Genomic DNA, 13600 nt, shown 5'->3' on the forward strand with positions numbered 1-13600 from the left:
GGATGCGCACGCCGAGCACCCTTGCGCGCCCCGCGGCTGCGCCTAGGCTGGGGCGGTGACTTCCGAACGGCCGTCTACCGGCTTCCTCACCGACCAGTACGAGTTCACGATGATCGATGCCGCGGTCAACGCCGGCACCGCCGATCGTGACAGCGTCTTCGAGCTCTTCGGGAGGCGCCTGCCGAGCGGGCGCCGCTACGGAGTCGTGGCGGGGGTCGGGCGCGCGCTCGAGCTGCTGCGCGACTTCCGCTTCGGGGACGCCGAGCTGGCGCACCTCCGCGAGCACTCGATCGTCTCCCCCAAGACCCTCGACTGGCTCGCGGACTACCGCTTCTCTGGCACCATCCGCGGCTACCGTGAGGGCGAGATCTACTTCCCCGGCTCCCCCATCCTCGAGGTTCGCTCGACCTTCGCCGAGGGCGTCATCCTCGAGACGCTCCTGCTGAGCATCTACAACTACGACTGCGCGGTCGCCTCCGCCGCCGCGCGCATGGTCTCCGTCGCCCGGGGCCGTCCGCTCGCCGAGATGGGCTCGCGCCGCACCGGTGAGCGCTCGGCGGTCGCGGCGGCCCGCGCCGCCTACATCGCCGGATTCAAGGCCACGAGCAACCTGGAGGCCGGACGCAGCTGGGGTGTGCCGACGATGGGAACCGCCGCGCACTCGTTCACCCTGCTGCACGACTCCGAGCGCGAGGCGTTCGCCTCGCAGGTCGCCACCCTCGGTGCCGGCACGACGCTGCTCGTCGACACGTACGACGTTCGCGAGGGCGTGCGCCTCGCGGTCGAGGTCGCCGGCCGAGAGCTGGGCGGCGTGCGCCTCGACTCCGGCGACCTGCCGACGCTCGTCGCGGAGGTGCGCGCGCAGCTCGACGAGCTCGGCAACACCGCGACCAGCATCACGGTCACGAACGACCTCGATGAGTTCGCCATCGCGGGACTCGGTGCGAGCCCCGTCGACTCGTTCGGCGTCGGCACGAGCGTCGTCACTGGCTCGGGCTCCGTCGCCTCCGGCATGGTCTACAAGCTCGTCGCCCGACGCGGCGAGGACGGCGAGTGGGTGTCGGTCGCCAAGCGTTCCACGGGCAAGGTCAGCGTGGGCGGCGAGAAGTTCCCCGTCCGCCGCCGCGACGAGCACGGGATCGCCGAGGCCGAGGTCGTCGGCATCGGCGCTCCCCCCGTCTCCGACAAGAGCGACCGCTCGCTGCTCGTCGACCTCGTCGTCGACGGTGTCATCAACGAGGAGTACACGGGCCAGGCTGGCGTGCAGAGCGCCCGAGAGCACCACCGCACCGCCATCGACGAGCTGCCGATCGGCGCGCTCCGCCTCCACGCGGGCGAGGCCGCCCTCCCGACGGTCTTCGTCGAGCAGGACGGCCGCGAGACCGTCTGGGTCTGACAGCCCCACCCGGCACCTCGACGCCGGACAGCACAACGGCCGCGAACCCATCTCGGGTTCGCGGCCGTCGCGCGTGCGGGTGAGCCTCGTGCATCCGGTGGATGCGCGGCTCAGCCCTTCATCTTGTCGTACACCGCCTTGCAGTTCGGGCAGACGGGGAAGCGGTCGGGGTTGCTGTTCGGCAGCCACTTCTTGCCGCACAGCGCGCGCACAGGCTTGCCCGTCACCGCCGACTCGAGGATCTTCTCCTTGCGCACGTAGTGCGAGAACTTGTCGTGATCGCCCGGGTCGTCGGTCTGCTCCTCGTTGAGGAGCTGCTCGAGCTCGCGATCCAGGATCGCCGTGCCGCCGCCGGTCTCGTCTGGCCCGCCGGGGCCCGTTGGGGTGCTGGAGAACGTCATGCCGATCATCTTAGAACGCAAACCGCGGGCCCTACCGGATGGCTACGCGCTCTGCGCGAACGCCATGATCTCGCTGGAGCGGCGCTCGAACTGCCTGGCGCCCGCGTTCAAGCCCACGACGAGGACGATGAGCCCCACCACGACCCCCCAGCCGAGGGCGATGAAGTTCCACCAGGACTCGCCGCCGTTGAGGGCGACGAGGCCCGCGTAGACGGAAGGGCCCATGAGGAGGATCGCGATGAAGCCGGTCGTGGGGTGCCAGAACACGCCGGATCCCCAAGACCGCACGGGCTGGCTGAACGGCGAGTCGCCCGGTCGCGCCACCGGATACGGGTGCAGCACGCTGCCGATGCTCGAGAAGCCCGTCGCCGCGAAGAGCAGGCCGAGCGACAGGCCGACGAGGGCGAGGATCGTGCCCCACTCGCCCACGATGAGCCAGGTCACGAGTGCGCCGAGAACGACGACCACCGTGCCGAAGACGAGCGTCGGGAGGGCGCGACCGAAGCGGTCGGAGAGCCCGGACATGCCGCTCGTCACGTGCATCCACACCGCAGAGCCGTCGAAGGCGAGGTCGTTGTGGAGGGTCCACCCGATGAAGAACGCCAGCAGCGGCAAGGGAAGCAGCGCCAGGTGCCGCGCCTCGACGCCGACGACCGCCAGCGGGATCAGGGCGAGCAGCGGGATGAGGATGATCGACACGTTGACGACGACGTACCGCGGATCGCGCATCCAGTACGTGACCGTCCGCGCCGCAACGACAAGCGCAGGCGAGCGGCCGAAGGCGCCGAACGCGCCGAGATCGACGAGCTCGGTCTCGTCGCCGCCGAGCGCAGCGGAGGCGACTCGGCCGGCGACGACCTGCCAGAGCACGAGCAGCACGACGAGCGTGACCGCACCGATGCCGAGCTGCCCGAAGGCGAGCTGCAGGTCTCCGCCTGTCGCACTCGCCGCTGCCGCCCACGGGGCCGCGATGGGAGAGAGCGAGAGCACCTCGAGCGCGGCGCTGACGGCTTCGTGCTCACCCAGCTGCCAGTCGACGGACACCGCGACGAACACGATGGGCGACGCGAGGAGCAGGAGCACGAGGACAAGCGCTGCGCGGGCGTCGCTCACGAGCCGCCTGGCCCGCAGGTCCTCACCGACGAGGCCAGCGAGGCGCGACAGCACGACGAGCGTCGCGAGGACCAGCGCGGCGCCGACGATGGCGACGAGCAGGCCTGTCGAGTCGCCGGTCCAGAGCAGGAGCCCTGCCAGCAGGACGATCGTGATCGCGAACGACGGCACGCTGACGAACGCCGTGCCGAGCGCCAGCCAGGCCGACCGCCGGGGCGAGAAGCCCATGACGGCGAGCGAGCGCGGATCGATCGCGGCGATCGGCGTCACGAAGACGCTCACGAGCCCGGTCGCGACGGTCACGAGCGAGCCAGCGATGATGGCCCCCTCGCGTTTCGCCTCGATGTCGGAGTCAAGCAGCGACAGGACCGCGAACAGGGCGAAGACGGCGGCGAGGATCGACAGCAGGAGCGTGCCGATCCATGCCCCCCGATGCTGCGAGTCGCGCCGAGCGCCGTTGCGGATCGACTGCAGCTTCAGTTGAAGGAGATGTCCAGCCAATCGAGCCCCTCCATCTGTGGCGTGCCGCGCACGAGGTCGCGGAAGCGTTCTTCGAGTGTGATGTTGCCGCGCACTTCGCTCACCGTGCCGGAAGCGAGGAGCTCGCCACGAACGATCACGGCGACGTGGTCGCAGACGCGCTGCACGAGGTCCATGCTGTGGCTCGAGAGCAGCACCGTTCCCCCGCGCTGCACGTACTCGAGCAGGATGTCGATGAGCTGCCCCGCCGACACCGGGTCGATCGTGTCGAACGGCTCGTCGAGCACCAGCAGCTCCGGCGAGTGGATGAGAGCGGCGGCGAGCGAGATCTTCTTCGTCATGCCCGCCGAGTAGTCGACGACGAGGCGGTTGGCGGCCGACTCGAGCTCGAAGGCGTGCACGAGCGACTCGGTTCGCGACCGCGAATCCGCGGGCGAGAGGCCGCGCAGGAGTCCCGAGTAGTAGAGGAGCTGTCCGCCCGTGAGCTGGTCGAAGAGACGCAGCCGGTCCGGGAGGATGCCGATGTGGGGATGCGCGGCCTTCGGGTTCTTCCACACGTCGAGGCCGAGCACCTCGACGGTGCCGCTCGTCGGCTTGAGCAGCCCCGTCGCCATCGACAGGGTCGTCGTCTTGCCGGCGCCGTTCGGTCCGACGATGCCCGTGAAGGAGCCACGACGGACCTCGAAGGTGACGTCGTTGACGGCGACGTCCGCGCCGAAGCGCTTCGTGAGGCCGGTGACGGACAGCACGGTGTCGCCGAGTTCACGCTCGGGCGCCTCGGTGACACGCGTGACGGGGGTCATCGTCGAGAGACCCTCTGCCGTCGCGGCACCCAGCACCGGGTTCCTGACGGCAGCGGGAAGGCCGGACTCCTGCGCCGCGGCCTCCTCCTCTGCGAGCGATGAAGCGGTCACGCTGTCGTCGACGACGATCGCCTCGACCATGATCGCCTGGGGTCGACTCGCGTCGCCCTCCGGTACGTCTGGGCTGGCAGCACTCTCGTTCACATCGTCGGCGGCGCCATCGCCGACGTCTGAGCTCTTCGAAGACATCGCTCAACCGTACCAACGATCCGGCGTGCCACGCCGCCCCTGCGACTCCAAGCTCCCCCCAGGCGTGTCCTCATACACTGCTCGCGTCGCCATGCGCTCCGCGCTCGGCCGTGCCATCACGAGGAGGTCCAGTGTCAGATTCCAGCACTCCGCGCGTCAACGAAGGTGCAGACGCGGCGAACTACGCCCCGTTGCCGCCGCGCGACGAGCAGCAGGCTGCGGCAGCCGGAGAGCAGGACAAGATCTGGCTCGACCGACTCATGGCCATCCAGCGCCCGATCGTGCTGCGGCAGATCCGCATCCTCCGCGGAAAGTACCCGGATGCGACCCCGAGCGAGCTCATCAAGAAGATCGAGCAGCAGTACCTCAACGCGACGACCGTGAGCGGGGGCGCAGCTGGCGCCGCCGCGATGGTGCCGGGCGTCGGCACGGCGGCATCCCTCGCCGTGACGGGTGTCGAGACCGCCGGCTTCCTCGAGATGACCTCCCTGTTCGGCCAGGCGGTCGCCGAGATCCACGGGCTCCCCATCTCCGACCCCGTGCGCGCGCGGACCCTCATCCAGTCCCTCATGCTCGGCAAGGCCAGCAAGAACCTCATCCAGCAGTTCGCGGGTCAGGCCTTCGGCAAGGGCCCGGCGAAGCAGGTGTTCTGGGGCGAGATCGTGACGAAGCGGCTCCCGCGGGCGATGGTCGGCGAGCTGTCCGGGCGCATCCAGTCGATGTTCCTCAAGCGCTTCGTCGTTCGCCAGTCGGCGAGCACGGTCGGGCGGCTCGTGCCGTTCGGTATCGGCGCCGTCATCGGGGGTGCCGGCAACCGGATACTCAGCAACGAGGTCGTGCGCACGTCCCGCGAGGCGTTCGGTGTGGCCCCCGCGAGCTTCCCCATCGAGCTGCACCCGCAGTTCGCCAGCTCCAAGCCGGACGACGGCGACGACCACAAGGCGCTGACGCGCGGGCCGTTCAGCTTCTTCCGGGTGCCCCTCGCGCTCACGCGGGGCAAGGGCAAGGAGACCGACGGGGTCTCCTAGGGAGTCCGCCTAGGCCGCTGCGTCGAGGGACACCTCGACCTCGATCACCTCGCCCTGGCGGACGACGGTGAGCGTGGCCACCTCCCCTGCCTCGTAGACGCGGACGTGCGCGATGAGGTCGTTGGCGTTCGACACGGGGACCGTGCCGATGTACGTGACGATGTCTCCCCTGCTGAGGCCCGCGATCGAGGCGGCGCCGTTCTCCACGACGCTGTCGACGTAGGCGCCCACGATGCTCTGGCTGCTCGTCGCGACGGTCGCCGCGTTGCGCACCGTCGCCCCCAGCGCGCCGTGCGACGGCGTCTGCCCGGCCGCGAGCTGCGCGGCGATCTGGACGGCGTAGTTCGCGGGCAGCGCGAAGCCGAGGCCGATGCTGCCGCTCGAGGCGGCCTGTCCCTGGCCACCGGACTTGGTGCCCGCGATCGCCACGTTGATGCCGATGACCTCGCCGTTCGCGTTCAGCATGGCACCGCCCGAGTTGCCCGGGTTGATGGCGGCGTCCGTCTGGATGACGGGAAGCTGGACGATGCTCTTGCCCGGATCGGTGGTGGAGCTGAGGGGCGAATCGGTGGCGGCGTTCTCGTCGACCGTCGGCGGGACCGCGGCCGACGCGATCTCGATGCTGCGGTTGACCGCGGACACCACACCCGTCGTCGCGGTGCCGGCGAGCCCGAGCGGAGCCCCGAGCACGATCGTGGACTGGCCGACCACGATCTGGTCGGAGTCGGCGAAGGAGGCGGGTTGGAGTCCGCTGGCGTCGGTCAGCCGCAGCACGGCGACGTCGGCGAGCACGTCCAAGCCGACCCGAGTGGTCGTGAAGACGCGGCCGTCGCTGGTGGTCGCCGTGATCTGCGCATCCGAGACCGTGCCGTCGAGCGTCACGACGTGGGCGTTGGTGATGACCAGGCCGTCGCCCGAGTAGATGACGCCAGACCCCGTCTCGGTGCGAGTCGGCGTCGAGACCGTGAGCGTGACCACGCTCGGGGCGGCCCCGACGATCGCCGCGCTGGCCTCTCCCGGCAGCGGGGCGGTCGGCTCGCTCGGGGAGCCGAGCGGCTGCGTGAGACGCTGGGCGTCCTGGTTGGGCTGGTTGAGCACATTCGCCGTGATGAGTGCCCCGCTCAGCCCGCCGACGACCGCCGCGACCACTGCGATGCCCGCGATGACGAGGAGGCCGGTGCGCCGGCTGACCACGGGCGCATCGTCGTGGATGGAGTGCAGGTGGGCCCCGGCTCGGTGGCGGCCGTGCTCCTCGGCCCGCGCAGCGCTCGACTGGGTCTGCGCGCTGTTCGCGTCGGCGCCCGCAGCGGGTGATGAGTCGAGCATGAGGATCCTGACGTTCTCTCGATGCGTCGGGGCGCATCCGTGGCGCAAGTCTAGGGAGCGAACGGAGCGATCGCTCTGGTTTCGGCGGCACGTCGCGGTTCGAGATTCGATCGTGACTCGGCCGGTGACAGACTGGATGCATGCGCAGAGACGGACCATGGCTCCGGGCGGCCCAGGGGGCCGGCCTCCTCTCCCCGAGCGGCGAACTGCAGGGCACGGTCTTCGGTGAGATGACCGAGCTCGCTCGCACCACCGGATCGGTGAATCTGGGGCAGGGCTTCCCGGACTACGCGGGACCACGGGAGCTGCTGGATGCGGCGATCGAGGCGATCGCGCGCGGCGAGAACCAGTACCCGCCGCCCCGGGGGACTGCAGATCTGCGCGCCGCGATCGCCGAGCACCAGCTGCGGTTCCGCGGCGTCGCGCTCGACCCCGACCGGGAAGTCCTCGTCACGGTCGGCGCCACCGAGGCACTCGCCGCGACGGTGCTCGGGCTCGTCGAGCCTGGCGAGGACATCGTGGTCCTCGAACCCCACTACGACGCGTATGGGGCGCTCGCTCGCCTCGCCGATGCCCGCCTCGTGACCGTCCCGCTCAGGTGGCCCGCGTTCCGGCCAGATCACGATGAGCTGCGGCGCGCGGTCTCCGACCGGACCCGCCTCATCATCGTCAACACGCCGCACAACCCGACGGGTGCCGTGCTCCCCCGCGAGACGCTCCAGCTCATCGTGGACCTCGCCGCGCGCCACGACGCGATCATCGTCACCGACGAGGTCTACGAGCACCTCGTCTTCGACGGAGCGCATGTCGCCATCGCCAGCCTCCCGGGGGCGGCGTCGCGCACGCTCAGCATCGGCTCGGCAGGCAAGACCTTCAGCGTGACCGGCTGGAAAGTCGGCTGGGTCACCGGGCCCGCCGCTCTCATCGAGGCGGTACTCGCGGTGAAGCAGTACCTCAGCTACGTCGGGAGCGGGCCGTTCCAGCCAGCCGTCGCTGTCGGGCTCAGACTCCCGGAGCGTCGTTTCGACGAGGAACGCCAGCGCCTCCGGGCCAAGCGCGACCTGCTCGTGACCGCGCTGCGCAGTCGCGGCCTGGAGACGGCGACTCCGGCATCCGGCTACTTCGCGATCGCCGACGCGGCGAGCATCGGGTACACGGATGCGACCGAGCTGTGCCGGCGGCTGCCGCGCGAGATCGGGGTGGTCGGCATCCCCGTCGCCGCGCTGTGCACCCCGGAGCGGCAGGGCGACTACCGCTCGCTGGTCCGCTTCGCGTTCTGCAAGAGCGACGAGGTGCTCGATGAGGGCATGCGCAGGCTCGACCGGCTGGGCGAGCTCAGCCGGTAGCGGCTCAGTCCGTCGGCGCTGCCTCGACCGGCACGACCCGGTACCTCCGGAGCTCGAGCGCCGGGTTCTGCTCGCGAACTGAGTCGAGCACCTCGAGCGACACCCAGCCGATGGAGAGCCCAGCCTCGATGCCCCCGCCCGCGATCGTCGCGCCCCTGGGGTCGATGACGGCGCTGTGACCGACGCCGATGGGGGCTGGATGGTCGGCCGCGGCGAAGTAGACCGTGTTCTCGATGGCGCGGGCCGCGAGCAGGGTCGTCCAGTGATGCTCCTTCAACGGTCCGCGCACCCATTCCGCGGGGATCGCGATGAGCTCGGCCCCCGCATCCACGAGGGTCCTCGAGACCTCGGGGAACCGAAGGTCGTAGCAGGTCTGCAACCCGACCCGGACGCCGCCGACCACGAACGTCTGCGGCGCGGCCGTATCGCCGGCCACGACCCAGTCGCTCTCCTTCGCCCCGAACGCGTCGTAGAGATGCACCTTGCGGTACTGGGCAACGACCTCGCCCGTGGCATCGACGGCGACCAGCGTGTTGGCGAAGCGCTGCGGGTCCTCCGACGTCGCCACGAGCCCCGCGACGATCGTCACGCCGTGCTCCGCAGCAAGCGAGCGCATGAGCGAGACGAAGGGCCCATCGAGGTCCTGCGCGTTCCGCACGAGCTCCGGCCCGAGCTCCGGCAGGAAGAAGCTCGCGTACTCGGGCACGACGACCAACTGGGCCCCGCGGTCCGCCGCGAGAGCGACGTTCTCGCGCAGCAGCCGCTCGTTCTCCGCGAGATCCGAGCCCGGGGCGTACTGGGCGACGGCGACGGCGAGCGGAGACCGCTTGGCCGAGGCGTCGTGTGCACTGGCGGTCGCATCGAGGGGGGCAGGCGCGTCGAGTGGCATGACGCGAGCCTACGTCGAGCGCCGGGACGCGGGAAACTCTTCACCAAGGTGTCATCCGCGACGCACCGGCCTCAGCTTGTCTGGGCGCTCGGTCACGAGTACCTTCATTCTGCGAGCGGTGCGCTCGCAGTCACGAGGAGTCGCCCCATGCCTACCTACGCCGTGCTCTTGAAATACGAGGTCGTCTCGGCGCTCGTCATCGAAGCCGAATCCGAAGACGAAGCGGCGAAGATCGCCAACGAGTTCGAGTCGGAGGCACACGACGCCGTCGAGGACACCGACGACGTCCGCGTCTCCTCCCGCCTGTGGGGCGACGGCACCCTCGAGGTGCAGTCCGCCTCCGACGACGAAGCCGCAGAAGACCTCCTCGACGAGTGGATCGACGAGATCGAGAGCGAGCTCGAGGACTCCGACGAGGACGACGACCTCGACGAGGTCGAAGCAGAGCTCGACCCGGCCGGCGATGACGAGGTCGACGACTTCGACATCACGTCCGACGACGAAGACAGCGCAGCCAAGAAGGCCTAGCCTCAGCTGCACATAAGAGGGGCCGGATGCATCGCATCCGGCCCCTCTTCTTCGCTTGAACGCGCGGTCCGCGGCCGGCCGCTGTCCAACTTCGGTGCGATATTCGGCCGATGGCGCCGGAACCGCGGCCTTCGACGCCGTTCTGCACTGATGTTGGACAGCCGAGCCCCGCTACACGCGGGCGATCGCCGAGATGTCCTCCTCGAACTCGCGCTCGACCTCACTCGACACGGTCGTTCGCGTCGAGGAGATGGCGGCGAGGAAGTCGTCGGTGGTGGGGCCGAGCGGCACCACGTCGCCGGAGTTACGCGCGGCGACGGCACGCTCGAGCGCGACCTGCGAGGCGCGGCGTGCCGCGAACTCGATGTCGGCGGGCGAGTATCCGCTCGTCTGCTCGACAAGCGCGGGGACGTCGACGGAGTCGCTCACCGACTCGGGCACGTACCGCTCCCAGATCGCGCGGCGCGCGGCGGCATCCGGCAGCCCGATGGGGATGACGTAGTCGAAGCGGCCGTGGCGAAGGAACGCCTGGTCGAGGGCGCGGATGAAGTTGGTGGCGCAGATGAGGAGTCGCCCTGGCTTCTCCCGGAAGGCTGGGATGATCTTCAGGAGCTCGTTGGTGACGCCCTGCGTGGGCGACGGCGGCTCCCCGCCTCGGTGCGACGCGATCTCCTCGACCTCGTCGATGAAGACGACGGCATGCTCGAGCGACTCGACCTGCTCGAACGTCTCGCGCAGCTCGCCGGCGAGGCCACGCGGCGACGCCGACAGGCGGGACGGGAAGACCTCGACGAACGGCCAGCCGAGACGGGAGGCGATGCCCTTCGCGAAGGTCGTCTTGCCCGTGCCCGGAGGGCCGAAGAGCACGATCGCGCGAGGCGGCACGACGCCGTACTCCTCGGCGAGGTCGGGGTCGCTGAGCGGCAGCACGAGTCGTCGCTCGAGCACGTCCTTCTCGTGCTGCATGCCGCCGATCGCGTCCCAGCGGTCGGAGGGCAGGATGCGGCCGCCGAGCTCGCGAAGGGCCACCATCTCCTGCTGCTTGACGCGGATCTCCCGTTCGAAGTAGCGCAGGTGGCGTTTGTCGGCGAACCCTGCCTTCGTGAGCGCCCCCACCTGCGTCTGCTCGTCAGGAACGAGGATCGTGAGCTTCTGCAGCCCGTGCTGCGCCATCCGCTGCTCGAGGGAGGCGAGCAGGGCCCCGCCGATTCCGCGGCGGCGCCATTCGTCGTCGGTCCCGAAGAACACGATCCAGCCCTGGTCGTGGGCCGCACGCGCAACCGCGACGCCGACGATCTTCTCGCCCGCGACCGCGACGACGGCGGTGTCCTTGCGGGTCGAGGCGATGACCTCGCTGAGGCCGTACACGGGCTCCGTGCCGGAGCGGCGGTGCTGCTCCCAGAGACGGAGCAGCGCGTCCATGTCCGTCGGCTGGAAATCGCGGATGCGCCAGGTGCTCATCGTGTCGCCTCCTGTCTGACTCCCGCGAGCGCGGCGAGTGCGCGGCGGTTGGCTTCCGGCGAGCCGATGGTGATGCGGATGCCTTCGCCGGGGAAGGCTCGGGCGAGCACGCCGGAGCGGGTGAGTGCGGCGTCGATGAGCTCGGTGTCGTCGCCGAGCCTGAGCCAGACGAAGTTCGCCTGGGATTCGCCCACGTTCCAGCCCTGGGCCCGGAGCTCCTCGGTGACGCGGGCGCGTTCGCTGACGATGTCGTCGATGCGCTCACCGAGCTCGGCTTCGGCGTCGAGGGAGGCGAGGGCGGCGGTCTGGGCGAGGGCGGAGACCGCGAAGGGCACGGAGACCTTGCGGAGGTTGGCTGCGACGTCTGCCTGGGCGACGGCGTAGCCGATGCGGAGTCCTGCGAGGCCGTAGGCCTTGGAGAAGGTGTGCAGGACGGCGACGTTGGGGAACTCCCGGTAGAGGTCGATGCCGATGGCGGTCTCCGCGTCGCGGTTGAAGTGCTCGTAGGCCTCGTCGATGACGACGAGCACGTCGCTGGGGACGCGCGTGATGAATGCACGGACCTCGGCGTGGGTGAGGGTCGCTCCCGTGGGGTTGTTGGGGTTGCAGACGAAGATGATCGCGGTGCGGTCGGTGATGGCGTCGACCATGGCGTCGAGGTCGTGGCGCTCGTCGGCGGTGAGGGGCACCTGCACCGGCGTCGCTCCTGCGCCGATCGCGATGATCGGGTACGCCTCGAAGCTGCGCCAGGCGAACATGACCTCGTCGCCTTGTCCCGCGCTGGCCTGGACGAGCTGTGTGGCCACCTCGACGGAGCCTGCTCCGAAGACGATGTTCTCGGGTTCGACGCCCTGGAGCGTCGCGACGCGCGAGGTGAGTTCCGGTGCCGCCATGGACGGGTAGAGGTGGATGCGCTCGAGCTCTTCGGCAACGGCGGCGCGCACGGAGGCGAGCGGCGGGAACGGGTTCTCGTTGGAGGAGAGCTTGACGACGTCGCTGGTGCTCGGCATGGCACCCTGCTTGTAGGCGGGGATGCTGTCGAGGGCGCTGCGCTGCTTGACCATGCACTGAGCGTACAGAGAATCCGAAGCTTGCAGCGCGCGCCGTGGGCGGCGCTGTCGTAGCGTTGGGCCATGTGCGGTCGCTATGTCACCCCAGCAGTCGAGCACGTCGAGGCGCTCTTCGATATCGAGGCCCTCGGCGCTGATCTGCCGGAGCCGTCGTTCAACACTCCCCCGACCGACCCGGTCCCCGTGGTGGTGGAGCCCGAGCCCAAGGGCGGTGGGGCCGCGGTTCGCCGCGTCGAGCGTGCGAGGTGGGGGCTGCTGCCGCCGTTCGCGAAGGATCCGAGCTTCTCGTCGAAGGCGTTCAATGCGCGCATCGAGACGGTGCTGGAGAAGCCGACGTTCCGTGGGCCGGTGAAGCAGCGGCGAGCGATCGTGCCCGCTGTCGGCTACTACGAGTGGCGCAAGAAGGCAGATGGCACGAAGTCCGGGTCGAAGACGCCGTTCTTCATCCACCCGGAGCACGACGACGAGCTCATCGCGTTCGCTGGCCTGTACTCCTGGTGGGCGGACCCCACGAAGCCCGGCGATGATCCGTCCAGGTGGCTGCTGACGACGACGATCCTGACGCGGGGGTCGACGGGTGAGCTGGCGAGCATCCACGACCGCATGCCGCTCATGCTGCCGCGCGCGCTCTGGGATGCGTGGCTCGACCAGTCGGTGGTGGGCACGCAGGGGCTGCTCGACGAGGCGAGCCAGGCGGGTGTCGAGCTGGCGTCGACGCTCGCCATGCACGAGGTCGGCCCCGAGGTGGGTCGGGTGTCGAGCACGGGGCCGCAGCTGATGGCCCCCGTCAGCACGCCGGGGTAGTCAGCGAGGAGTCAGGAGCCGGTGCCGCGGGCGGCTCGGCGCGCGGTGGACGCCGCGAGGTGGGTGCGCACTGCCGCTGCGGCAGCGACGGGGTCGGCGAGGCGGATGGCGTCGGCGACAGCCCGGTGCTCGGCGAGGACTGCGGCAGCCTCGGCCGCGTTGCGGTCCACGTCGGAGATGCGCGCGGGAGGCAGGATGATGGCGCGCGCGCCCATCCGGTCGAGGGCTGTCAGGAAGTAGCGGTTGCCGGACGCGGCCGCGATCGCACGGTGGAAGGCGAAGTCCGCGTCGACGGTCTCGCTCGGCAGGCTCGCCTTCGCGAGGGAGGCGAGGGCCGCGTCGATCTCGGCGATCTCCTGCGCTGACGGGGAGCGGGCCGCGAGCGCGGCGGCCTCGACCTCCACGGCGATTCGGAAGGCGTGGAGCTCTGCGCGCTCCGCTTCGGAGTGCGCGCCCAGCCAGTCGTCGCCCGTCGTCGCGACGGGAGGGGTGAGGGCGTAGCTTCCCGATCCCACACGCGTGCGCACGAGGCCGCGCGACTGCAGGCGGTGCAGCGCTTCGCGGACGACGCTCCGGCTCGCCCCGAACTCCTCGACGAGGCCGCCCTCGCTCGGCAGCCGGTCGCCGGGAGCGATGCTTCCCTCGACGATGCGGTCGGCCAGGACCTTGGCGATCTCCTCGGCGCGCGTCATGCTCATGCACACAT

The 13600-nt window shown here is 70.2% G+C and carries 13 protein-coding genes; 5 read left to right on the forward strand and 8 right to left on the reverse strand.

Going from position 1 to position 13600, the window contains the following annotated elements:
• The first annotated feature begins 55 nt into the window (after window positions 1-55).
• Window positions 56-1396 carry a nicotinate phosphoribosyltransferase gene (locus ITJ61_RS05620; protein WP_104241554.1) on the forward strand — a complete coding sequence of 447 codons (1341 nt, stop codon included), beginning with the start codon at window positions 56-58 and terminating at the stop codon, window positions 1394-1396.
• 110 nt (window positions 1397-1506) lie between these two features.
• Here ITJ61_RS05620 and ITJ61_RS05625 read toward each other — a convergent pair whose 3' ends face one another.
• The 3 genes from ITJ61_RS05625 to ITJ61_RS05635 are packed head-to-tail and all read right to left on the reverse strand — an operon-like array spanning window position 1507 to window position 4442.
• A complete protein-coding gene (locus tag ITJ61_RS05625; protein ID WP_104242105.1) occupies window positions 1507-1797 on the reverse strand; it encodes a DUF3039 domain-containing protein in 291 nt (96 codons plus the stop codon).
• Between the two features lie 42 nt (window positions 1798-1839).
• Window positions 1840-3411 (reverse strand): hypothetical protein, encoded by a 1572-nt coding sequence (locus ITJ61_RS05630; RefSeq protein ID WP_194685741.1) that lies wholly within the window; start codon window positions 3409-3411, stop codon window positions 1840-1842.
• Window positions 3387-4442, reverse strand: a complete 1056-nt coding sequence (locus tag ITJ61_RS05635) for an ABC transporter ATP-binding protein (protein WP_416366846.1) — start codon at window positions 4440-4442, stop codon at window positions 3387-3389. Before ITJ61_RS05635 ends, ITJ61_RS05630 begins: the two co-directional genes overlap by 25 nt.
• Before the next feature lie 131 nt (window positions 4443-4573).
• Here ITJ61_RS05635 and ITJ61_RS05640 point away from each other — a divergent pair, with 131 nt between their 5' ends.
• A complete protein-coding gene (locus ITJ61_RS05640) occupies window positions 4574-5470 on the forward strand; it encodes a hypothetical protein (RefSeq protein WP_104306927.1) in 897 nt (298 codons plus the stop codon).
• A 9-nt stretch (window positions 5471-5479) separates the two neighbouring features.
• Here ITJ61_RS05640 and ITJ61_RS05645 read toward each other — a convergent pair whose 3' ends face one another.
• On the reverse strand, window positions 5480-6796 hold the full coding sequence (locus tag ITJ61_RS05645) for a S1C family serine protease (RefSeq protein ID WP_194685742.1): 1317 nt from the start codon (window positions 6794-6796) through the stop codon (window positions 5480-5482).
• A gap of 140 nt (window positions 6797-6936) precedes the next feature.
• Here ITJ61_RS05645 and ITJ61_RS05650 point away from each other — a divergent pair, with 140 nt between their 5' ends.
• On the forward strand, window positions 6937-8142 hold the full coding sequence (locus ITJ61_RS05650) for an aminotransferase class I/II-fold pyridoxal phosphate-dependent enzyme (protein ID WP_194685743.1): 1206 nt from the start codon (window positions 6937-6939) through the stop codon (window positions 8140-8142).
• Between the two features lie 4 nt (window positions 8143-8146).
• Here the strand turns inward: ITJ61_RS05650 and ITJ61_RS05655 are convergent, their stop codons facing one another.
• Window positions 8147-9031, reverse strand: a complete 885-nt coding sequence (locus ITJ61_RS05655; protein ID WP_194685744.1) for a carbon-nitrogen hydrolase family protein — start codon at window positions 9029-9031, stop codon at window positions 8147-8149.
• A gap of 147 nt (window positions 9032-9178) precedes the next feature.
• Between ITJ61_RS05655 and ITJ61_RS05660 the strand changes: the two genes are divergently transcribed.
• Window positions 9179-9559, forward strand: coding sequence for a hypothetical protein (locus ITJ61_RS05660; RefSeq protein ID WP_104298579.1), 381 nt, complete (start codon window positions 9179-9181; stop codon window positions 9557-9559).
• Window positions 9560-9730: 171 nt separating this feature from the next.
• Here ITJ61_RS05660 and ITJ61_RS05665 read toward each other — a convergent pair whose 3' ends face one another.
• Both ITJ61_RS05665 and hisC read right to left on the reverse strand, forming a co-directional pair.
• On the reverse strand, window positions 9731-11020 hold the full coding sequence (locus tag ITJ61_RS05665; protein WP_104298578.1) for an ATP-binding protein: 1290 nt from the start codon (window positions 11018-11020) through the stop codon (window positions 9731-9733).
• The gene (hisC, locus tag ITJ61_RS05670; RefSeq protein WP_104340837.1) at window positions 11017-12084 is read right to left on the reverse strand and encodes a histidinol-phosphate transaminase; all 1068 of its coding nucleotides are present in this window, start codon (window positions 12082-12084) and stop codon (window positions 11017-11019) included. The genes ITJ61_RS05665 and hisC overlap by 4 nt, the downstream gene beginning before the upstream one ends.
• Window positions 12085-12153: 69 nt before the next feature.
• On the opposite strand from hisC, the gene ITJ61_RS05675 reads away from it, so the two are divergent.
• Complete coding sequence (locus tag ITJ61_RS05675; RefSeq protein WP_104241563.1) at window positions 12154-12894, forward strand: SOS response-associated peptidase; 741 nt, start codon at window positions 12154-12156, stop codon at window positions 12892-12894.
• A gap of 11 nt (window positions 12895-12905) precedes the next feature.
• Here the strand turns inward: ITJ61_RS05675 and ITJ61_RS05680 are convergent, their stop codons facing one another.
• Window positions 12906-13592, reverse strand: coding sequence for a FadR/GntR family transcriptional regulator (locus ITJ61_RS05680; RefSeq protein WP_104241564.1), 687 nt, complete (start codon window positions 13590-13592; stop codon window positions 12906-12908).
• Between the last annotated feature and the right edge of the window lie 8 nt (window positions 13593-13600).

It is taken from the genome of Pseudoclavibacter sp. VKM Ac-2888 (assembly GCF_015351285.1).
In the GTDB taxonomy this organism is placed as follows: domain Bacteria; phylum Actinomycetota; class Actinomycetes; order Actinomycetales; family Microbacteriaceae; genus Pseudoclavibacter.